Below are 20,350 nucleotides of genomic sequence, written 5' to 3' on the forward strand. Positions count from 1 at the left end.
ATTACTTGTGATGCAAATTCGACTGACTTGGTGTTGCCTGTGGTTGGGCTTAGCCGCCCCATTTTCTTCTTTTGCAACCACTTCTGATCTTCCTCCCCAACACGGCATTGCCATGCATGGTGACTTAAAGTATCCAGCTGGTTTTAGTCATTTTGATTATGTTAATCCCGAGGCTCCTAAAGGGGGGACGATGCGCCAAGCTGCGCGAGGAACCTTTGATTCATTTAATCCATTTATTGTCAAAGGAACCTATGAGAGTGGGCTGATCACGGCTTATGGTAATTTTTTGATTTATGACACCTTAATGGTTCGATCTGATGATGAACCATTTTCTAAATATGGCTTGATTGCTGAAGGGATTAACGTTGCCGAGGATTTTAGTTCAACGACATTTTATTTAAATCCAAAAGCGACCTTCCATGATGGTCACCCGATTACCAGTGAAGATGTGATTTTCAGTTTTAATACCTTAATTGAGCAAGGCAACCCGCAATATAAATCCTATTACGCTGGGGTTGATCAAGTGACTGCGATAGATCCCCTTACGGTCAGGTTTGACTTTAAACCTGGCGATAATCGCGAGTTGCCACTTATCTTAGGTGAGCTGCCAATTTTACCTAAACACTACTGGCAGCAACGTGATTTTTCTCGCTCAAGCCTAGAGGTGCCCCTTGGCTCGGGGCCTTATAAAATAGCCTCGTTTGATGCCGGGCGTAAGGTGGTTTACCAGCGTGTTAAAAATTACTGGGCCGCTGATTTAAACGTTAACAAAGGACGGCATAATTTTGATCGCTTAGTGTTTGATTATTTTCGTGATACCACGATAGCTTTCCAGGCCTTTAAGGCTGGGGTATTTGATTATCATCAAGAGTATTCTGCCAAAAACTGGGCCACGGCTTATACCGGCGAAGTGTTTGATAATAAAAAAATTATTCGTCGTTTAGTAGATGATGCCAACCCGCAAGGCATGCAAGGCTTCTTTTTTAATTTACGTCGTGACAAGTTTAAATCGCGGGAAGTGCGTCAAGCCATAGGTTTAATGTTTGATTTTGAATGGTTAAATCGGCAATTTTTCTATGGCGCTTATACCCGCAGTGACAGTTTTTTTGCCCATTCAGAACTAGCAGCAACGGGCTTACCCAGCCCTGCTGAGCTTGCTATTCTTGAGCCATATCGAAAGCATTTACCTGAAGATGTGTTTACTCAAGTTTACCAACCACCCGCGACTCAAGGTGACGGTAACATTCGGCCACAAATGCGCCAAGCAGTGGCTTTGATGGAACAAGCGGGTTACCAACTTAAAAACGGAAAGATGCTGGATAAGCAGGGTAATCAGCTGTTCTTTGAATTTTTGGTTTATGACAAAAGTTTCGAGCGAGTTATCCAGCCTTATCGCCGTAACTTAAGTCGCATTGGCATTGCTAGCGAAATTCGTTTAGTTGATGTATCCCAATATATTAATAGGCTAAATAGCTTTGATTTTGATATCACCACTATACGTCAGGGGCAGTCCATTTCACCGGGAAACGAGCAACCAATCTATTGGAGCTGTGACGCGGCCAGTACGCCGGGCTCTCGCAACTATGCCGGCTTATGTAATCCTGTTGTTGATGAATTAGTGCAACAGCTGATTCGTTCTAATACTCGTGAAGAGCTTGTGCTGCGTACTCGGGTGTTAGATCGGGTGTTGCAGCATCTGCATTTTGTGGTGCCGCAATTCTACAGTCCCTCGGATCGAATTGCGTATTGGGATAAGTTTAGCCAGCCAAAGATAAAGCCTGCTTACGCTATTGGTTTAGATACTTGGTGGGCAAAAGAGCAGGGTGCGCTATTAAGCCATTCCAAGGAGGATGCCCATGAGTAGTTATATTTTTCGCCGTTTATTACTGATGATCCCAACCCTCATTGGTATCATGACCATTAACTTTTTTCTTGTTCAAGTCGCGCCTGGTGGACCGGTTGAGCAAGCCATTGCGAAAGTTCAGGGAATTGGCGGCGATGCCACTAATCGCATGGGAACGGGTAATAGCAGTGAGTTGATGACCCGAAATACCCAAGCTAATGCAAGTTATCGCGGCGCCCAAGGCATCGACCCTGAATTTATAGCTCAACTTGAGCGCCAGTATGGTTTTGATAAACCGTTGCTTGAGCGTTATTTTATGATGTTATGGAATTATGCCCGCTTTGATTTTGGTGATAGTTTTTATCGCGATATTAAGGTCACTGATTTATTACTTGAAAAAATGCCGGTGTCGATTTCGTTGGGGTTATGGACTACTTTGTTGGTTTACTTAATTTCTATTCCTCTTGGTATCAAAAAAGCTTCTCGGCATAACTCCCAGTTTGATATATGGACCAGTACGCTAGTGATTACGGGTTATGCGATTCCCGCTTTTTTGTTCGCTATCATGTTGATTGTGGTCTTTGCGGGGGGGACCTACTTTAGCTGGTTTCCCTTGCGTGGTTTAACTTCTGACAACTTTGACCAGCTTAGTTTAGTTGGCAAAATAACTGACTATTTCTGGCACCTTGCCTTGCCGGTTACTGCCTCCGTTATCGGCAGTTTTGCCGCGTTAACTATGCTGACAAAAAATGCCTTTTTAGATGAAATTGGTAAGCAATATGTGGTGACGGCTAAGGCCAAAGGTTGCACTGAGAAACGCGTGTTGTATGGGCACATTTTTCGTAATGCCATGTTGCTGGTGATAGCGGGTATGCCAGCCGCGCTGATTGGTATTTTTCTCACCGGCTCGATGTTGATAGAAGTGATTTTCTCTCTTGATGGATTAGGTTTATTAGGGTTTGAGTCGGTGGTGAACCGGGATTATCCAGTGATTTTTGGTTCGCTCTATATTTTTACCTTAGTGGGACTCTTGCTGAAATTGGTCACGGATATAGCCTATACCATCATTGACCCTCGAATTAACTTTGCGGAGCGCAGCTAATGATGAAGTGGTGGAGTGAAGTTAAAAGTAACCCTATTAATCAGCGTCGTTGGCAGCAGTTTCGCGCCAATAAACGCGGTTACTATTCGTTATGGATTTTCGTGTTTTTATTTGGTCTGAGTTTATTTGCTGAAGTCATCGCGAACGATAAGCCGGTGTTAGTGTATTACCAACAGCAGCTGTTTATGCCGATTATAAGTGATCATCCTGAGACGACTTATGGTGGTGATTTTGATACTTGGACCGATTTTAGTGACCCTTATATTCAACAGCAGATTAATCAAGATGGATGGATGGTGTGGCCGTTAATCCCATTTTCATATGATTCTATTAATTACGCGTTAACTGAGCCAGCCCCATCGCAACCCGATAATGTTAATTGGCTGGGCACCGATGATCAAGGTCGTGATGTGGTGGCGCGCCTGATTTATGGTTTTCGTATTTCGGTGTTATTTGCGCTTGTTTTAACCCTTTCCAGTTCGGTTATTGGCATTACGGCGGGGGCGATTCAGGGCTATTACGGTGGTTGGGTTGATTTGCTAGGTCAGCGATTTATTGAGATTTGGGAAGGCTTACCCATGCTGTTTATGCTGATTATTTTAGCCAGTGTGGTGCAGCCTAACTTTTGGTGGTTATTAGGGTTAATGCTGCTATTTAGTTGGTCTAGTTTAGTCAGTGTGGTACGAGCGGAATTTTTGCGCGGCCGAAATTTGGAATACATCAAGGCAGCAAAAGCGTTAGGAGTGAAAGATCGGGTGATCATGAGTAAGCATATTTTACCCAATGCGATGATCGCGACCATGACCTTTATGCCTTATGTATTTACCGGTGCGTTAACCACCTTAACCGCATTGGACTTTCTTGGCTTTGGCTTGCCGCCGGGCTCTGCCTCACTAGGAGAAATGGTGGCTCAGGGGAAAGCTAATCTGCAAGCGCCTTGGTTAGGTATAACGGCGTTTGTTTCTTTATCGACTATTTTAGTGCTGCTGGTTTTTATTGGTGAAGCGGCTCGCGATGCCTTTGATCCGAGGAAAGCATTATGAATGAGACCCCAGTGACAAAGATGACAAAGCCAGTGATGACAGATCAGCCGCTATTAATTTTAGATAAGCTTTGCGTCAATTTTGCTGATAAAGCCGTGGTGCAAGAAGTGAGTTTTAAGCTAGCTCGTGGCGAAACCCTAGCGATAGTGGGCGAGAGTGGTAGTGGAAAATCGTTAACAGCATTGTCTATTTTACAATTACTGCCAAATGGTGCTTATCACCCGCAAGGGCGAATTCAGTTTGCCCATATTGATGTATTAGAGCAATCTGACGTGGACATGCAACAGCTACGCGGATCGCGCATCAGTATGATTTTTCAAGAGCCAATGACGTCCCTTAATCCACTGCATACTTTAGGCAAGCAATTAGCCGAGGTACTTTGGTTACATCAAGGCTTAACGTATCAGCAAGCCATGCCACGAATGCTGGAATTACTTGAGTTGGTTGGTATTCAAGATGCGCAGCGCCGTTTAGGTCATTATCCCCACGAGCTATCTGGTGGTCAGCGCCAGCGCGTGATGATTGCGATGGCGTTAGCCAATGAGCCCGATTTATTGATTGCAGATGAGCCTACTACCGCGCTTGATGTGACGATACAAAAGCAGATATTAGAGTTACTAAAAGACTTGCAAGCCAAGCTTGGCATGGCCATTTTATTGATTACCCATGATCTCAATATTGTGCGCCATTACGCCGAGCAGGTGGTGGTGATGTGTCAAGGTAAGGTGGTAGAGCAGGGCGCCGCACAGGGTGTGTTTAAGTCACCGCAACATGAATACACCCAATGCTTATTGTCTGCAGTGCCGACAGGAAAAATGGATGCTCTAGTGGCACCTGAGCCGATTTTATCAGCAGATGATATTAAGGTTTGGTTTCCTATTAAAAGTGGTTGGTTTGGTCGCGTTCATGACTACTTTAAGGCCGTTGATGGTATCAATTTAACTTTAAACAAAGGGGAAACCTTAGGCATTGTCGGTGAAAGTGGCTCAGGTAAGAGCACTTTGGCACAGGCCATTCTTGGATTAAATAGCAGTCAAGGTCGAGTGACTTACCTAGGCCAGAGGCTTGATGGTAAAAACTCTGCACAACTTGCTCCTTTACGTAAAGAAATACAAATCGTGTTTCAAGATCCATTTGGCAGTTTAAGCCCGCGAATGTCGGTACAACAAATTGTCAGTGAAGGTTTACTGGTACATGAGCAGTTGAGCAACAATGAAGTGGCGGCGCGGGTGCGTGATGTGCTGTTGGAAGTGGGGTTGGATGAAAAGGCGGCGCAGCGTTATCCTCATGAATTTTCTGGTGGCCAACGCCAACGTATCGCGATTGCAAGAGCCATCATTTTAAAACCCAAATTAATTGTGCTAGATGAGCCTACTTCAGCGTTAGATCGTACGGTGCAAAAACAGATTATTGAATTGTTAAAAAAACTACAGCAAAAGTATCAGTTAAGTTATTTATTTATTAGTCATGATCTTGCTGTAATCCGCGCCCTATGTCATCGTGTCATGGTGATGCAAGGAGGCAAACTAATAGAAGAGTCAGATGTAAATTCATTATTTAGTCAGCCAAAATCTGACTATACTCGCAACTTGTTATCAGCAGCATTAATTTAATTTTTCAGGACATTTAGGAGAGACGTTTGCGTATTACATTGGTCAGTATTTTATTGCTATTTACGAGTTTCAGCCAAGCTAGCTCCTTGTCTGAGCAACGTAGTTTATATAGCAAAGCGTTGGAAGCTCAAAAACAAAAAGATTGGGGCAATGCCGAGCAACTGAGAAAACAACTTGGTGATGATTACCCACTGGCACTTTTTTTGGAATATAACGCATTAAAAAGTCAGCTTAGCTTTCTGCCGATAGAAAAGGTGCAACGTTTCAGCCAAGAAAATCAAGATTCTTACTTGGCTAACACCTTAGAGCGGCAATATTTGTTTCGCCTTGCTGCTCACGAGAAGTGGCACAGCTTTCTTAAATTACAGCCACAACAGCCAAACAACATAGCCTTACAGTGTCATTATTATAATGCCCAATTGCAAGTAGGTGATAAATCTATTGCTTGGGAGGGGGCCGAGAAGCTATGGCTGTCTGGCCAATCTCGTCCTGATGCTTGTGACCCATTGTTTGCAAGTTGGAAGCAAGCCGGAAAGCTAAGCCAGGATTTGATTTTTGAGCGTATGTTATTAGCTTTTAAGGCAAATAAGCCCAAGTTAATGGCTTATTTGCAAAAAAGTTTAACCGGTAAGCATCAAGCCTATGGTGAGCAATTAAGCAGTATTTATGCAAACCCTAAGCTGTTATTAAACGTTAATGATTATCAGCAAAAGACGTCGCCAAATGACAAAATAGTGGCAGTAGGCTTAGATCGCTTAGTTGCGAAATCTACAGCGGGGGCTTTAAAAGCGTACCGCCATTATGACAAGCAATTTAACTTCAGCCAAGAGCAGCGTAAGTCACTCGAGTTAAAGATCATTCAGTATGTGATGTACCGTGATTTGACTAAAGCCTTTAAATGGGCTGATAAACAACTGGCTGAATGGCAAGATGCAACTGTGATTGAGCAGCGCATTCGTTATGCCCTCGCGCAGCAACAATGGTCAACCGCGTTAAAGTGGATTGAGTTGCTACCGCCAGCAGATAAAAACCATGAACGCTGGAAATATTGGCAAGCGCGTTTAAATAAAAAAGCAGGTCGTGATAAAGCTGCCAATGTATTTTTTGCCGAAGTCGCTAAAGAGCGCAGTTATTATGGTTTTATGTCGGCTCAGCAGCTCGGGGTGCCGTATAGCTTAAATATTGAAAAGGTTACGTTAAACAAGGCGATGTTAACGGATCAAATGCCAGTGTTAGCACGCATTAATGAGTTACTTTATCATGGCGCCGATAACATCGCTCGCACCGAATGGGGTCACTTAATTAGTCGTCAACCTAAGCCCATTGTTGATCATTTAGGGCAATATGCCCTTGAAAAAGGTTGGTTGCATTTTGCTGTGTTAGCCAGCATTGAAACAAAAAGTTGGGATTTAGTAGAGCAACGTTTCCCACAAGTGGAAGCGCCAACTTTTAATAAGTTTGCTAAAGAGCGCCAAGTAGACAGTAGCTTCTTGTTTGCCTTGGCGCGTCAGGAAAGTGCTTTTTACGCTCAAGCAAGGTCACCCGTTGGCGCGCGTGGTTTAATGCAGTTAATGCCTGCAACGGCGAAATATACCGCGAAGAAAATTGGCGTTAAATACGAAGGAGTGGCAAGTCTTTACGATCCCGAAGTGAATGTACGCTTAGGCAGTGCTTATATCAAAGGGTTACTGGATGATTACAATGGTAACCGTATTTTAGCCAGTGCGGCCTATAATGCGGGCCCGAATCGGGTAAAAAGATGGCGCGCCAATAGCCCAGGTTTAGCCGCGGATGTATGGGTTGAAATCATTCCGTTTAGGGAAACCCGCGGTTATGTGCAAAGTGTGCTCGCTTATAACGTGGTTTACCAACATCAACAAAATAAGCCGATGTCGATGCTGACTAAGCAAGAGTGGCAAACGCAGTTGTAAACATAGTTGTACATACAGTTGAAATGGATACTTTGTGAATAATAAAAAAGGCGCTCGATGAGCGCCTTTTTTGCAAAGTGATGATAAGTAAAAGAAGCTTATTACCAACAATCCGCCGGGGTTTTCGTGTCTGACTGGTTGAGCTCTAAAGGACTACAAGTGGTCGATCCTTCTTTGTCGCTTGCCTGAGTGGAGCCAGGAACTGCTACTGCTTTTAAAGTGTATGCATGGGCTGTGGCTGATGAGGGGACTACGCTGAAAGTATAGTAAGCACCAGAAGCGCTACTTGCGCCCATTAATGAAGTAATCGAGCTATTATAGGTTGTATTAGTAATGCGCCACGATTCCTGCTCAAGGGAGGCTTTCATTAGGAATGCTTGTGCATCCGCACGACGCGTTTTCTGTATATGGCTTTGGTACGAGGGATAGGCAATCGAAGCTAGAATACCAATAATAGCGACGACTATCATTACCTCCATCAAAGTAAAGCCTGAATGTTTATGTATTTTTGTCATTTATTTTAATCCTTGTGTTTTGCCACTGCTTTACATGATATGCCGTTTTTATTGTTAATAAAGTCAAATGCATAGATAAGGGCATCAGTATATGCCAATTTGGTATCTGCATCACCTATTACGACTCTCAAAGGGGCCACTGATTGTGGTCAATTTTTGTCCGTGATAAAATTCACTGGATAAAATTTCGAAGTGTGCTACATCACAATTTATGAGGTCATGGATGATATCAAAGCCAGTTAAGTTTCAGGGCTTTACTTTAATGGAGCTATTGATCGCGATTGCGGTGCTCTCTATTTTGTTAAGCATTGGGGTTGGCTCTTATAGCAGCCTGTTTAAGCGTAACGAATTACGGGGGGCCAGTGAGTCGCTGTATTCTTTACTTACCTATGCCAAAAGTGAATCGATTAAGTCAAATAGCAAAATCGCGGTAAGTTTTACTGATGGCGACAATGGCGAATGGTGTGCAGGCATGACGAGTGTGACAGCAACAAAAACTTCGTGTGACTGTAGCCTAACCGATTCAAGTTTAGGAACAGCTTGTGCTATCACTTCAGGTGTTCCAGCGAATAACCGCCTAGTGGTAATTGATGGGGATGAATTCAAAAAAATATCCCTTTCCGGTGGCAGTACTATCATATTTGATAATGTTCGAGGTTTTCCTGATAGCACGAGTAGCATGGCTCTACGTACTGATACCAACGATAAAGTTCAGGTGAAGGTAAATGTCATGGGCAATGTCTCCACTTGCACCTTGACAGGTTCATCTGATTATAGCGCTTGTAGTTAAGAGAGTATCGCAGCTTGAATTTGTCAGCTTTGTTAACCACCAAATCGAAACAACATGGTTTCTCCCTCGTTGAATTGATGATCTCTATGGTATTAGGGTTGGCGGTGGTTGGCATGATGATCTCCCTTTATACCAGCAGTATTGTTAACAATAATAAAATCATTAACCAAGGCAAGCTCAACTTGGAAATGAAAAACTTAATTGAGCTAATGTCGCGTGATATCCGCCGGGCTGGCTATTGGGGCGGGGCGACATCCAGTGCCTTGAGCAGTGATTTTAGCAGCAACTTATACAATAGTGCGTCAGCCGCGTTAGCTGTGTCACCCGACAAATCTTGTATTACTTTTGCGTATGATATGGACAGTGCTAACCCAGAGGTAACCGCTCAAGAATATATAGGTTATAAATTACAACAAGGCAGTGTTTATATTCGTTCCGGCTTATCCCCTTGTGGTGCCGAGAGTCATTGGACGCAATTAACAAACGATGCCATATATATTGATAATCTTGCCTTTAACTTAACCAAAGTTAATGCTAAAGGCGAAATTGGCACCGTACCATCAGAGGGCCTAAATACACTGATGAGTACAGTGACGATAAACCTGAAAGCGTCGCTGAAAAGTGATCGACAAAAATCGATAACGCTGGATAAAACAGTGTTGGTGCGCAATCAAGGTTACTGAAGGTTTACTCAAATTAAGAGTTTTCAAAGAGAGACTCAGAGTAAACCCATAAATATAAGCTCATTGAGAAGTACAACGGGAGCTGTATGATCAAACTATCACCCTCTGGTAAACAGGAGGGGATGGCGACCTTGCTTGTCACCATCCTACTCATGTTAAGTGCTACCGCATTTACCTTTTACACGGCTAAGAATAAGCTGTTCGAGATCCGTGCCTCGGGTAATGATTATCGATATAAAGAAGCCTACGCTAATGCTGAACTAGGGCTAGATTATGCTGGCACTTGGTTAGCATTTGGTAAGGTCAAGGTTGGCAGCAAAGAGCAGCCTGCGGCTATGTCATTTATAAATAAAACCAGTGATGAACCACTAAAACTTAATATTGGCTCGAGCACGGATAAAGGGACGCAAAAATTCATTGAGTTTTTTGCTTCTAATCAAGTTGAAGTAGTCGTTAAGCAGAGCCCAACTAATCCTAAATTACTGCAAGTCGTGAGTACCGGTCGCTCCCGAGATGGCCAGGCAAAAGCAGTTGTCAGTCGTGAATTCTACTTCTCAGGAAACGCCAATAACGGCGGCAACAATATACCAATTGCGCCGATTACCACCAATACACAAACTCTTATAGAAGGCTCGGTGCAGCTGGCCAGTAACCCGACTGCATTTGATGATCAAGAGCTGTCTTATTGGAGTAGTTACAGTGCGTTGCAGTTAGCTGGCAACTGGTTTAGCTACAGTAATGATGGCTTTGCTGATCTTTCAAAGTTTAATAATACCTTAGAAGCCGGCGATGCCACGCTAGAAAACGAATTAGGTTGGTATAGTGAAGATACTTTGGAAAGTTTTTCTGAGCTCAATTCGGAGCAAGAATCGTTCGCCAGTGATGACATTTCATTATCAGACCCTCGCTTTCCAGATAGTCTAAAAGAAGAATATTTAGGGGTAGATGAAGCTGACTTTGCCAAACTGAGAAATGAAGTTGCGAAGCAAGCTGCCGAGGGGGAAGAAGGGATTATTTTTGTTGAGCCCAATGATCTTGGTATTTGTGATATTCCTGCCGGTGGGCAAGGTGAAAAAGTCGTTTGGATTTACGGTGATTGCCCTATTCATGTTAATGGTATCGCTGGGGCAGGTTATAGCGCAGGTACACTGACTGAAGGTGTGACTGTCATTATTGATGGTAATGCAGACTTTCGTGGTGGAGCTTCTATAAACGGCCTTGTTTATGTCGTTAATAGTAATATGGAAACCCAAAACAGTGCGGCTGTTAACGCCAAGTTTGGCGGTTCAATTAGCGTAAAAGGCGCCATGATCGTCGATGGAATTTACCATGGAGTGGTATTGACCTCTGGCTCGATCGTGGTGGATTACAGCGCTGATGTATTACGGACTCTATCAGGTGTGAATGCCTCTGCGGTGGGGGGGAGTCGATTTGGCTGGGTGCCAGGTACCTGGCGAGACTTTAACGGGTAAACGGACGTAATCGTTATTTCATGAAACGCAAAGAGCAAGGGTTTAGCTTAGTCGAAATATTAATCTCCGTGCTGATAATCAGCGTGGCGGTGGTGGCGACGGTTAAATTGCAAAAGCATCTTTTTCTTAAAAGCAGCCAAGCGGAAGCGCGCTTGGTTGCGCTTGAGCTCGCTCAAGCAAAGATGGAAGATTTTAAAGACTTTTTGACCGTTGATGACTTTAATGCGATTGCAACAGGTAATGAAGTGCCGCAACACTATGGTATTTTTACCTATGAAGTGAAATGGCAAGTTGAAGAGTTAAAGCTCTTGGACGGCGTAACTAACCCGAAAAAAATCGATATTTCAGTTGCTTGGCAGGGAATAAACCAAACCTCTCATGAAGTGCAATTAAGTGGCTTTTTAAGTCCATTGAGCCACTTCTCATCCGATAATATTTTTAAGGATTTAACTGGCAACTAGCTCCCCGTTTGTTGCATTTCCTCTGATTTTTCTGCTTAATAGTTTTTTCTCTCCGTTATTTATAGGCTCTTAATGTTAGATTTTCGCAGTGATACGGTTACCCAGCCTAGTAATGCTATGCGTCAGGCTATGCTCAGTGCACCTGTTGGTGATGATGTTTATGAAGATGATCCCAGTGTTAATAAGTTACAAGAAATGGCGGCGGAAATGTCAGGGTTTGATGCCGCTTTGTTTACGCCATCAGGCACTCAAGCTAACTTAATTGCATTAATGTCTCATTGCGAAAGAGGCGATGAGTATATTTGTGGTCAACAGGCCCATAACTATATCTATGAGGGCGGTGGCGCAGCTGTGCTAGGGTCGGTGCAAGCTCAACCAATCGAAAACTTAGCCGATGGCAGCTTAGATTTAGTTAAAATGAGAGCTGCTATAAAAAGTGATGATATTCATTTTGTAAAAACTAAACTGATTTCGTTAGAAAATACCATTAATGGCAAAGTGCTGAGCCATGATTTTATGGCGCAAGCTCAAGCCCTCGCATTTGAATATAACCTGCGTATGCATTTAGACGGCGCTCGTGCATTTAATGCTGCGGTGAAGTTAGGCGAGCCTATCAGCAGTATTACCCAATACTTTGATTCTACGTCTATTTGTTTATCTAAAGGTTTAGGCGCACCGGTTGGTTCATTACTGTTAGGTGATACGAAGTTTATTAACAAAGCGAAACGTTGGCGTAAAACCTGCGGTGGTGGCATGCGCCAAGCTGGCATGTTGGCCGCAGCGGGAATCTTTGCTTTAGAGCATAATGTTGAACGCTTAGCTGACGATCACCTTAATGCACGCTATCTGGCTGATGCTCTTGAAAATATCAGTGAGCTAGATGTTAATCCTGCTTTAGTACAAACGAATATGGTATTTGTTAAGTCGAAACAAGTCGACTTTCATGCGTTGGCGGAATATTTAAAGTCACAAGGCATTCTAATTTCACCGGGAAAAGTGTTGCGTTTAGTAACCCATCTTAATGTCGACAAAACCAGCATTGACAATTTAGTAGCTGGCATAAAGGATTTTATTAAGGAAAAGTAAGTTTTAGTGCGTTAGCTGGGTTAGTAAGGCGAATAAATCGGGTTGCCAGTAATGAGCTGGAGAAATGCGCTCTCCTTTAAATGCGACGCCTTCAACTAACAAGCGTTGTTTTTGTTCATGGTACAAGGGGGTATTTTTTGCGATGGCAATTTTTCCTTGGCTCGAAACCACACGATGCCATGGTAAATTCAACTCACTGGGGGCAACTTTTAGCGCTTTACTGACCAAGCGAGCATGTTTTGGTAGCCCAGCCAAATCTGCCACTTGCCCATAAAACGCAACAGATCCTTCAGGGATAAGTTGGATAACTTGATAAATTTGTTGATATTTTTGTTCTGACATTAACTATCGGCCACTAAATTTTTTAACCATTTTTTCCGGTGAACACGAAAAATCATCAACACGGCCTTAACTAACTCTTCCGACAGTGAACATAAATAGACTAAATAAAGTGGCCAACCCCATACGGTAGCAGCGACAAATGTGAGAGGTATACCAATGCACCACATGCAAAATAAGTCGATAAAAATACTGTAATTTACATCACCACCACTGCGCAGTACGCCCATGATCCCCACCATGTTGAGAACTTTTAGGCTTAAAGCCAGTGCCATGATGATTAATACTCGGATCGCGCTGTCCAGTGTATCTCCTTCAAAGCCACTAAATATGCTGGCAATTTGATCTTTAAACAGCAAAATAACCAATGTCATAAACAAGGCGAGCACAGGACTGAAAATAATAAAAACCCAAGACTGCTGCCATGCATCTTCATATTTGTTGGCGCCAAGTTCATGGCCAAGCATGGTCGAACAGGCCACAGCAAAACCGATAAATAGAGCAAAAATACTGCCTTCGACAGAGGCGAGCATGCTCATTACGGCAAGCTCATCAACGCCGATGCGAGCAAAAATAAAGCTATAAATTAAGACCCCAAAAGCCCAAAAACCATCATGAATTAACAGCGGAACAGCGATCAACGAAAAGCGCTTAACCTCTTTTATTGTTAACGCCTGTTGAACATCCAGCCAGCCAAACACGACCATTCGGCGTTTTTTTAGCACATACAAGATCAAAATAAGCGTTTGGAATAAGCGAGAAATAGTGGTGCCCCATGCACTGCCTTCTACACCTAATTCAGGGAAACCTAAATGACCAAAAATCAGTACCCAGTTTAAAAAAACGTTAAGCATGATGGCTAAAATACCAATATTAGTCGGGGTTTTAGCATCACCAATAGCCCGCAATGAAGCCTCAATCGGCACCACCATCGCGGTCAGTAAAATCGTTGCTCCGGTAATTTGTAAATAAGTAGAGCCAAGCTGGACTAGGTTAGTTGCATCGCTGGCTAATGTGATAACAGATGTGGGAGCAAAGGTGTAAATAAGTGCAAACGGCAAGGAAATGGCAACTGCACAGATCACCGCTAATACTAAACAGCGCCGGACCCCAGCTACTTCACCTTTACCGAAGTATTGCGCGGCTAATACACTCACTCCGCCAGATAAACCAAAAATGATCAATAGGTTGAAAAAAAAGACTCGGTTTCCCAATCCAACCGCAGCCACTTCGGCTTCGCCAAGCTGGCCGACCATTAAAATGTCGACCAGACCCAGCAGAGAAAAAAGTAATGATTGCAAAGAAACAGGCAGTGCCAGTTGCCATAGCTTGCGCAAAAAATCTTGATTAGTTGCGGTGGCTATTTTTGCTTTCATCGACTTTCCTCAAGGTTCAACGGGAAACCGAAAAGATTCGATCAGGTGTTGATTTATAAGACCAGTTAACTATATCCGCTTTTGCCAATTGTTAGCATAGTGTAAACTCGCAACATGTTGTTCTAAACTATTATTTGTGAATTTTATGGATTTGTGGCAAGACTGTTGTGAAGCGGCGGATGTCTGCCAAGAAGTGTTTTTTGGCCCTGAAGAAGCTATATACCTACAAGATCAGGGGATTATATTGTGTGGTACCAGCTTAGCGCGAGAGCATTTCCTGGTTCGTCGAACTCGACCTAATTTTCATGTGTTGTTATATAGCATCAAAGGTCAAGGAAGGATGCTCACCCCGAATGCTGAAAAGGTGATTGAAGCGGATACCTTAACCTTATTGCCGGCCGGTACGATTAATGGGTTTCAATTGGATTCAAATGAGTGGCAAGTCGCTTGGCTGATTTTAGAAAACAATGAACAATGGCAAGGTTTGGCCAATGGCGAGCCCGAGGTAAGCTATTGCGAGCATGCCCAAGCGATTTTTCACGCCATGAACATGTTTTTTTCAGAGGCTAAATTAAGTGGCAACCAATCCGGGCTAGCGGTCACTTGCTTAGATATGTTGTTACAGCTAACCCATAAGTCTTTATTTAAACAAGGGCAGCAAAGTGGCTTAGAGATAAAATTACGCCACTTATTTAACCAAGTTGAACAGCAATTACATCACCCATGGTCTGTTACTGAGCTGGCGGAAAAGCTACATTATTCAGAGCCACATTTTTTCAGGCTCTGTTTACAGCATTTAGGCATGAGCCCGAAACAGTATTTATTACAGTTCAAAATGGCGCGCGCTAAGCATTTGTTAGTTACCCAGCGTTGGGGCGTTGGTCAAGTGGCATTGGCGCTGGGATACTCCGATGTGGCAAACTTTTCTAATCGCTTTAAAAAACACTTTGGCATGTCGCCCAGTGCAATGAGACAAAGGTAGCACGCTAAGCTGGTAAAACTCACCGTTACAGGATTTTCCAAGAGTGATTTTATTGCACTTCATATAAGCACTTATTATGCACTCATTTCGCCAGTTGATTTATTGATTCTTTTTCTGTATCAGACTATTAGCTTTACAATGAACAACGGAACAACGGAACAACGGAACAACGGAACGACGGAGCAACCCGATCAAAAAAGCCAGCTCAATGAGCTGGCTTTTGCTACCAATGTTATAGTGAGCGATTAAAGCGCGTGTAGAATATTGTCTACCGACGCTTTAGCGTCACCAAATAGCATTGAAGAGTTCTCTTTAAAGAACAGTGGATTTTGTACGCCGGCATAACCAGAAGCCATTGAACGTTTGAAAATGACTACGTTCGTAGCATTCCATACTTCTAGCACAGGCATACCTGCAATCGGTGAGCCAGGCTCTTTTGCTGCAGGGTTTACCGTATCGTTAGCACCAATAACAAGCACAGTATCAGTGTCTGTGAAGTCATCATTGATTTCGTCCATTTCTAATACAATGTCATAAGGCACTTTCGCTTCAGCGAGTAGTACGTTCATGTGGCCTGGTAAACGGCCCGCAACTGGGTGAATACCAAAACGTACATTAACGCCTTTATCACGCAGCTTACGTGTTAGGTCAGCGACAGGATATTGTGCTTGTGCTACCGCCATACCATAACCTGGTACAATCACCACGCTGCGGCTGTTACGTAGCATTTCTGCTACTTCGTCAGCACTTGCTTCCGTATGCTCACCGTGCTCTGCATCTGATGCAACGGCGCCGCCTTCAGCGCCAAAACCGCCTAAAATAACGCTAATGAATGAGCGGTTCATTGCCTTACACATGATGTAAGACAGAATTGCACCACTTGAGCCGACTAATGCACCGGTGATGATCAGTAAGTCGTTTGAAAGCATAAAGCCTGTGGCCGCAGCTGCCCATCCTGAGTATGAGTTAAGCATCGAAACCACTACTGGCATATCGGCACCGCCGATAGAAGCCACTAAATGCACACCAAAAGCAAAAGCAATTAGCGTCATTAGCAGTAGGGCAAACATGCTGCCGTTTTCAGCGTTAACGAACATCATTAGCAATAGTGCACTGCTGCCCAGAGCTGCAATGTTTAACCAGTTTTTCGCTGGTAGGTTTAACGGTGCGCTGCTGAACTTACCACTTAGCTTACCGTAAGCCACGATAGAGCCTGTGAACGTCACAGCACCAATGAAAATACCTAGGAACACTTCTACTAAGTGGATCATGTGCTCGGCGTGGGCATCTGGTCCTGGGATCACTTCTGGTGGTACGATAAACGAGTTAAAGCCGATTAATACCGCAGCCATACCGACGAATGAGTGCAATATTGCAATCAGTTCAGGCATTTCTGTCATTTCAACTTTTTTCGCTTTATGTACCCCTATCGCGCCACCAATCACCATCGCGAGGATGATCCAAGCTAGGCCGGATACGCCGTCACTGAATACGGTGGCGAAGATGGCGATAGCCATACCCACGATACCGTACAAGTTACCGCGCTTAGCGGTTTCTTGTTTACTCAAGCCATTCAGGCTGAGGATAAATAAAATAGCGGCTATGATATAAGCGGCTGTCATAATTCCTGCTGACATTGATTATCCCCTAGTCTTTAGTAAACATTTTCAGCATGCGCTGAGTTACGGTGAAACCACCGACTATGTTGATAGTTGCAATCAGTACCCCAATAAAGGCTAAGAAACTGGCAAAGCCATTTTCACTGCCTACTTGCAGTAATGCACCGATTACGATGATGCCTGAAATTGCGTTGGTTACACTCATCAGTGGGGTATGCAGCGAGTGGCTTACATTCCACACCACGCCATAACCGACCACACAGGCAAGGACAAACACAGTAAAGTGAGATAAGAAGCTACTTGGTACACTGTCGGCGATCCAGAAAAACGCTAATGCGCCTAAACCAGCAACAATAGGTTTGATCCAAGGATTCGCCGGCTTTTCTTCCACTACGGCGGCAGGCTCAGCGGCGGCAGGTTGCGCAGGTGCTGCGCTTACTTTGATTGCTGGTGGTGGCCAGCTAATTTCGCCTTCTTTAACGACTGTGGTGCCACGTAGCACTTCGTCTTCAAAGTCGATATCGATGTTGCCGTCTTTTTCTTTACATAGCAGCTTCATCAAGTTAACTAGGTTAGTCCCGTATAGTTGACTTGATTGTGTCGGTAAGCGGCCAGGTAGATCGCTGTAACCAACGATTTTAACGCCGTTAACTTCAACCACTTTACCGTTTTCAGTAAAGGCACAGTTACCGCCCGTTTGCGCAGCTAAATCGACGATTACGCTGCCAGTTTTCATCGACATTACCATTTCTTCGGTAATGATCAATGGTGCAGGGCGACCAGGGATAAGTGCGGTTGTAATAATGATGTCAACGTCTTTGGCTTGCTCAGCAATCATCTCCGCTTGGGCTTTCAAGTAGCCTTCACTCATCACTTTTGCATAACCATCAGTGCTTGAGCCGTCTTCTTGATAATCAGGCTTTAGGAACTCAGCACCCATTGATTCAATTTGCTCAGCTACCTCAGGACGCGTATCCGTTGCGCGCACGATTGCACCTAAGCTACCTGCTGCGCCAATGGCCGCAAGACCAGCAACGCCTGCGCCAACCACTAATACTTTCGCTGGTGGCACTTTACCTGCAGCCGTTATCTGACCAGTAAAGAAACGACCAAACTGGTTAGCTGCTTCAATTACAGCGCGGTAACCAGCAATGTTTGCCATCGAACTTAATGCGTCTAACGCTTGTGCGCGAGAAATACGAGGTACGGCATCCATGGCGAGCACGTTGATGTTTTTGCTGCTTAGCTTCTTCATCAAGTCTTCGTTCTGTGCCGGCCAAATAAAGCTGATCAAGGTGGCTCCGTCTTTGATGAGATCAATTTCATCAAAAGTTGGCGCGTTTACCTTAAAAATAACGTCTGATTGCCAGATTGCATTGGCATCGGTCGCCAGTGTCGCGCCTGCATCAACATAATCTTGATCATTAAAGCTGGCTTTTTGGCCAGCACTGGCTTCAATAGAAACTGAAAAACCGAGTTTTAGTAGTTGCTCAACCGTTTTTGGTGTTGCAGCCACACGGGTTTCATTTTCTAACAGCTCTTTTGGTACACCTATCTGCATAGTTATTCCCTGAGTTATTAAGTTTTTGCATATTTTACTGATAACAATCTAAGAAGGCTGGATCTGGATCATGATTCAGTGGCTTATCGTTATTTTCAATAAAGGTGTTATTTTACAACATTTCTTAGTCATCCTAGAGAAAATGACCGCTTCAATCCACTATTTAAGCTAAAAAAGGCTTATCTTTTTAGGATAATTACGTCATTTTTATAACTTAACGGTATAAGAAGGTTTGCCAAATTTATTTTTTAGGTATAAAAAATAGAGGCGATTCGGCCTCTATCGGTTACCTTCTTGCTGAAATGTTGGCTATTTTAGCTCAGATGTTACTTCTGAGCCGGACGTTTCCTGATTTGGAGTGGTCGTCGCTTGTTGTAATGTTACGTAACGACTGATGAGTAAGATCAGGATCAATACTGGGATACCGATGGCCGCCGTAGCAATAAAAAAATGCACATAGCCGAATTTATTAACGAACTGACCTGAAAATCCTGCAATAAATTTTGGTAGTAAGGTCATCACCGAGCTAAACAGGGCATATTGGGTCGCTGAAAAAGTTCGATTGGTTAAGCTAGATAGATAAGTGATAAAGGCGGAGATTGCGATCCCCCCACTTAAGTTATCCAGTGAGATAACCGCAATTAATAAATGAAAGTTAGTAACAATAAATTCCCACGGCTCGGCGCTAAAAAGGGTTAATTGCCCTTGATAAAGCACTTCATCAACTTTGGTCATCGCTAATAAAGCAAAGGTTAAGTTGGTGGCAGCTGAGAGCAGGGCGCCGAGAAACAAAATTTTCATGGTGCCAAATTTATGGATCAAAATACCGCCGAATCCCGCCCCCACTAATGTCATGATCACGCCAAACACTTTAGTGACGGCGGCAATTTGCTCTTTAGTGAACTGCATATCAACATAAAAAGGGTTGGCCATGATCCCCATCACAATATCTGAAATACGGTAGGTGGCAACAAGGGCTAAGATCAGTAACGCTTGCCAACGATAGCGCAAGAAGAAATCCGCAAACGGCATAAAGATGGATATTTGTGCCCAAGCGATTACTCGAGCAAACACTGGGAACATGCCGTTAGCGATAAGGTTGCTTTGTATTTCAAGTTGTTCAGCGTTTGACTTTCTTAAGTCCACATCTGGCTCATGACAAAATAAGCAAGTGATGACGCCAATCAGCATTAAACACATCATGACTAAATAGGATAGTGTCCAAGCGCTGCGATGATAGCCCTGCGCGCCATCGGCAAACAAGGCAGCTAAGGTTAATGCGCCAGCCCCAGCGGCAATCATGGCTAAACGATAACCCGTTAGATAAGACGCCGACATCGCCGCTTGATATTTTTCCGGTGCGGACTCAATGCGATAGGCATCAATCACAATATCTTGGGTGGCCGAGGCAAAGGCCACCATCACGGCAAAAGCGACAAATAGGCCTAAGTGTTCAAGAGGATCGGTAAAGGCGATACCTGCGATAGCGGCCATGATCAACAATTGTGATAATAACAGCCAACTGCGACGACGGCCGAGTAAGTTTGATAATACAGGCAGAGAAAAGCGGTCGACCATGGGCGCCCAAACCCATTTAAAACCATAAGCAAGGCCGGCCCAGCTGGCAAAGCCAATTAAGGCGCGATCAACGCCAGCCTCTCGTAACCAAAACGACAAGGTGCCAAACACCAGTAAAATAGGCAGGCCTGCAGAAAAACCCAGTAAAAATAAAACGGCGACACGTTTTTCAAAGTAGACGCTAATGGCTTGCCACCAGCTTGATTTAGTTATGGCTGAAATTGTCTTGGCCTCGAAACAAGAATGCTTAGGCATTCTGCGAGTCTAAGGCAACAAAATCAAGGAATAACACGAGATAAAACGAAGTAGAAACGGTGATGGTATGGCTTAGTGGTAATATGCCAGTCCAAATCAGG

At 43.9% G+C, this 20,350-nt stretch carries 17 protein-coding genes; 11 read left to right on the top strand and 6 right to left on the bottom strand.

The window, feature by feature from the left end; genetic code table 11:
• Positions 1-10: 10 nt before the first annotated feature.
• Genes K1M91_RS03325 through K1M91_RS03350 form a run of 5 tightly spaced genes read left to right on the top strand, consistent with a single transcriptional unit; the run spans position 11 to position 7,532 of the window.
• Positions 11-1,864, top strand: a complete 1,854-nt coding sequence (locus tag K1M91_RS03325; protein ID WP_232800322.1) for an extracellular solute-binding protein — start codon at positions 11-13, stop codon at positions 1,862-1,864.
• Positions 1,857-2,945, top strand: a complete 1,089-nt coding sequence (locus K1M91_RS03330) for a microcin C ABC transporter permease YejB (protein ID WP_232800137.1) — start codon at positions 1,857-1,859, stop codon at positions 2,943-2,945. Before K1M91_RS03325 ends, K1M91_RS03330 begins: the two co-directional genes overlap by 8 nt.
• 2 nt (positions 2,946-2,947) lie before the next feature.
• Positions 2,948-3,988 carry an ABC transporter permease gene (locus K1M91_RS03335; RefSeq protein WP_303512646.1) on the top strand — a complete coding sequence of 347 codons (1,041 nt, stop codon included), beginning with the start codon at positions 2,948-2,950 and terminating at the stop codon, positions 3,986-3,988.
• Positions 3,985-5,601, top strand: a complete 1,617-nt coding sequence (locus tag K1M91_RS21340) for an ABC transporter ATP-binding protein (protein ID WP_282561084.1) — start codon at positions 3,985-3,987, stop codon at positions 5,599-5,601. The genes K1M91_RS03335 and K1M91_RS21340 overlap by 4 nt, the downstream gene beginning before the upstream one ends.
• Before the next feature lie 26 nt (positions 5,602-5,627).
• Entirely contained in the window at positions 5,628-7,532 is a 1,905-nt protein-coding gene (locus K1M91_RS03350; protein ID WP_232800139.1) for a transglycosylase SLT domain-containing protein, read from the top strand.
• 101 nt (positions 7,533-7,633) lie between these two features.
• Here the strand turns inward: K1M91_RS03350 and K1M91_RS21345 are convergent, their stop codons facing one another.
• On the bottom strand, positions 7,634-8,047 hold the full coding sequence (locus tag K1M91_RS21345) for a type IV pilin protein (RefSeq protein ID WP_282561085.1): 414 nt from the start codon (positions 8,045-8,047) through the stop codon (positions 7,634-7,636).
• A gap of 223 nt (positions 8,048-8,270) precedes the next feature.
• On the opposite strand from K1M91_RS21345, the gene K1M91_RS03365 reads away from it, so the two are divergent.
• The 5 genes from K1M91_RS03365 to ltaE all read left to right on the top strand — a co-directional run bounded on the left by K1M91_RS03365 (position 8,271) and on the right by ltaE (position 12,539).
• The gene (locus K1M91_RS03365; protein WP_232800140.1) at positions 8,271-8,837 is read left to right on the top strand and encodes a GspH/FimT family pseudopilin; all 567 of its coding nucleotides are present in this window, start codon (positions 8,271-8,273) and stop codon (positions 8,835-8,837) included.
• 20 nt (positions 8,838-8,857) lie between these two features.
• Positions 8,858-9,520 carry a prepilin-type N-terminal cleavage/methylation domain-containing protein gene (locus K1M91_RS03370; protein ID WP_232800141.1) on the top strand — a complete coding sequence of 221 codons (663 nt, stop codon included), beginning with the start codon at positions 8,858-8,860 and terminating at the stop codon, positions 9,518-9,520.
• An 86-nt stretch (positions 9,521-9,606) separates the two neighbouring features.
• Complete coding sequence (locus tag K1M91_RS03375) at positions 9,607-10,992, top strand: hypothetical protein (protein ID WP_232800142.1); 1,386 nt, start codon at positions 9,607-9,609, stop codon at positions 10,990-10,992.
• A gap of 20 nt (positions 10,993-11,012) precedes the next feature.
• Positions 11,013-11,453, top strand: a complete 441-nt coding sequence (locus tag K1M91_RS03380) for a prepilin-type N-terminal cleavage/methylation domain-containing protein (protein WP_232800143.1) — start codon at positions 11,013-11,015, stop codon at positions 11,451-11,453.
• A gap of 72 nt (positions 11,454-11,525) precedes the next feature.
• On the top strand, positions 11,526-12,539 hold the full coding sequence (gene ltaE / locus K1M91_RS03385) for a low-specificity L-threonine aldolase (protein WP_232800144.1): 1,014 nt from the start codon (positions 11,526-11,528) through the stop codon (positions 12,537-12,539).
• A gap of 3 nt (positions 12,540-12,542) precedes the next feature.
• Here the strand turns inward: ltaE and K1M91_RS03390 are convergent, their stop codons facing one another.
• Positions 12,543-12,881 carry an MGMT family protein gene (locus K1M91_RS03390; RefSeq protein ID WP_232800145.1) on the bottom strand — a complete coding sequence of 113 codons (339 nt, stop codon included), beginning with the start codon at positions 12,879-12,881 and terminating at the stop codon, positions 12,543-12,545.
• Complete coding sequence (locus tag K1M91_RS03395) at positions 12,881-14,254, bottom strand: MATE family efflux transporter (RefSeq protein WP_232800146.1); 1,374 nt, start codon at positions 14,252-14,254, stop codon at positions 12,881-12,883. The genes K1M91_RS03390 and K1M91_RS03395 overlap by 1 nt, the downstream gene beginning before the upstream one ends.
• Positions 14,255-14,399: 145 nt before the next feature.
• Here K1M91_RS03395 and K1M91_RS03400 point away from each other — a divergent pair, with 145 nt between their 5' ends.
• On the top strand, positions 14,400-15,236 hold the full coding sequence (locus K1M91_RS03400; RefSeq protein ID WP_232800147.1) for an AraC family transcriptional regulator: 837 nt from the start codon (positions 14,400-14,402) through the stop codon (positions 15,234-15,236).
• A 245-nt stretch (positions 15,237-15,481) separates the two neighbouring features.
• Here the strand turns inward: K1M91_RS03400 and pntB are convergent, their stop codons facing one another.
• The 3 genes from pntB to K1M91_RS03415 form a co-directional block, all read right to left on the bottom strand.
• Positions 15,482-16,873 (bottom strand): Re/Si-specific NAD(P)(+) transhydrogenase subunit beta, encoded by a 1,392-nt coding sequence (pntB, locus tag K1M91_RS03405; RefSeq protein WP_232800148.1) that lies wholly within the window; start codon positions 16,871-16,873, stop codon positions 15,482-15,484.
• 10 nt (positions 16,874-16,883) lie between these two features.
• Positions 16,884-18,416 (bottom strand): Re/Si-specific NAD(P)(+) transhydrogenase subunit alpha, encoded by a 1,533-nt coding sequence (locus K1M91_RS03410; RefSeq protein WP_232800149.1) that lies wholly within the window; start codon positions 18,414-18,416, stop codon positions 16,884-16,886.
• Between the two features lie 309 nt (positions 18,417-18,725).
• Complete coding sequence (locus tag K1M91_RS03415) at positions 18,726-20,249, bottom strand: MFS transporter (RefSeq protein WP_232800150.1); 1,524 nt, start codon at positions 20,247-20,249, stop codon at positions 18,726-18,728.
• Positions 20,250-20,350: the final 101 nt, after the last annotated feature.

The organism is Motilimonas sp. E26, from assembly GCF_021278025.1.
In the GTDB taxonomy this organism is placed as follows: domain Bacteria; phylum Pseudomonadota; class Gammaproteobacteria; order Enterobacterales; family CBDFNC01; genus Motilimonas.

What these genes read in the sequence shown, in the direction of transcription:
- K1M91_RS03325 (WP_232800322.1), top strand. Translation starts at nt 11, where the DNA reads ATGCAAATTCGACTGACTTGGTGTTGCCTGTGGTTGGGCTTAGCCGCC.
- K1M91_RS03330 (WP_232800137.1), top strand. Translation starts at nt 1,857, where the DNA reads ATGAGTAGTTATATTTTTCGCCGTTTATTACTGATGATCCCAACCCTC.
- K1M91_RS03335 (WP_303512646.1), top strand. Translation starts at nt 2,948, where the DNA reads ATGAAGTGGTGGAGTGAAGTTAAAAGTAACCCTATTAATCAGCGTCGT.
- K1M91_RS21340 (WP_282561084.1), top strand. Translation starts at nt 3,985, where the DNA reads ATGAATGAGACCCCAGTGACAAAGATGACAAAGCCAGTGATGACAGAT.
- K1M91_RS21345 (WP_282561085.1), bottom strand. Translation starts at nt 8,047, where the DNA reads ATGACAAAAATACATAAACATTCAGGCTTTACTTTGATGGAGGTAATG.
- K1M91_RS03365 (WP_232800140.1), top strand. Translation starts at nt 8,271, where the DNA reads ATGATATCAAAGCCAGTTAAGTTTCAGGGCTTTACTTTAATGGAGCTA.
- K1M91_RS03375 (WP_232800142.1), top strand. Translation starts at nt 9,607, where the DNA reads ATGATCAAACTATCACCCTCTGGTAAACAGGAGGGGATGGCGACCTTG.
- K1M91_RS03380 (WP_232800143.1), top strand. Translation starts at nt 11,013, where the DNA reads ATGAAACGCAAAGAGCAAGGGTTTAGCTTAGTCGAAATATTAATCTCC.
- ltaE (WP_232800144.1), top strand. Translation starts at nt 11,526, where the DNA reads ATGTTAGATTTTCGCAGTGATACGGTTACCCAGCCTAGTAATGCTATG.
- K1M91_RS03390 (WP_232800145.1), bottom strand. Translation starts at nt 12,881, where the DNA reads ATGTCAGAACAAAAATATCAACAAATTTATCAAGTTATCCAACTTATC.
- K1M91_RS03395 (WP_232800146.1), bottom strand. Translation starts at nt 14,254, where the DNA reads ATGAAAGCAAAAATAGCCACCGCAACTAATCAAGATTTTTTGCGCAAG.
- K1M91_RS03400 (WP_232800147.1), top strand. Translation starts at nt 14,400, where the DNA reads ATGGATTTGTGGCAAGACTGTTGTGAAGCGGCGGATGTCTGCCAAGAA.
- pntB (WP_232800148.1), bottom strand. Translation starts at nt 16,873, where the DNA reads ATGTCAGCAGGAATTATGACAGCCGCTTATATCATAGCCGCTATTTTA.
- K1M91_RS03410 (WP_232800149.1), bottom strand. Translation starts at nt 18,416, where the DNA reads ATGCAGATAGGTGTACCAAAAGAGCTGTTAGAAAATGAAACCCGTGTG.
- K1M91_RS03415 (WP_232800150.1), bottom strand. Translation starts at nt 20,249, where the DNA reads ATGCCTAAGCATTCTTGTTTCGAGGCCAAGACAATTTCAGCCATAACT.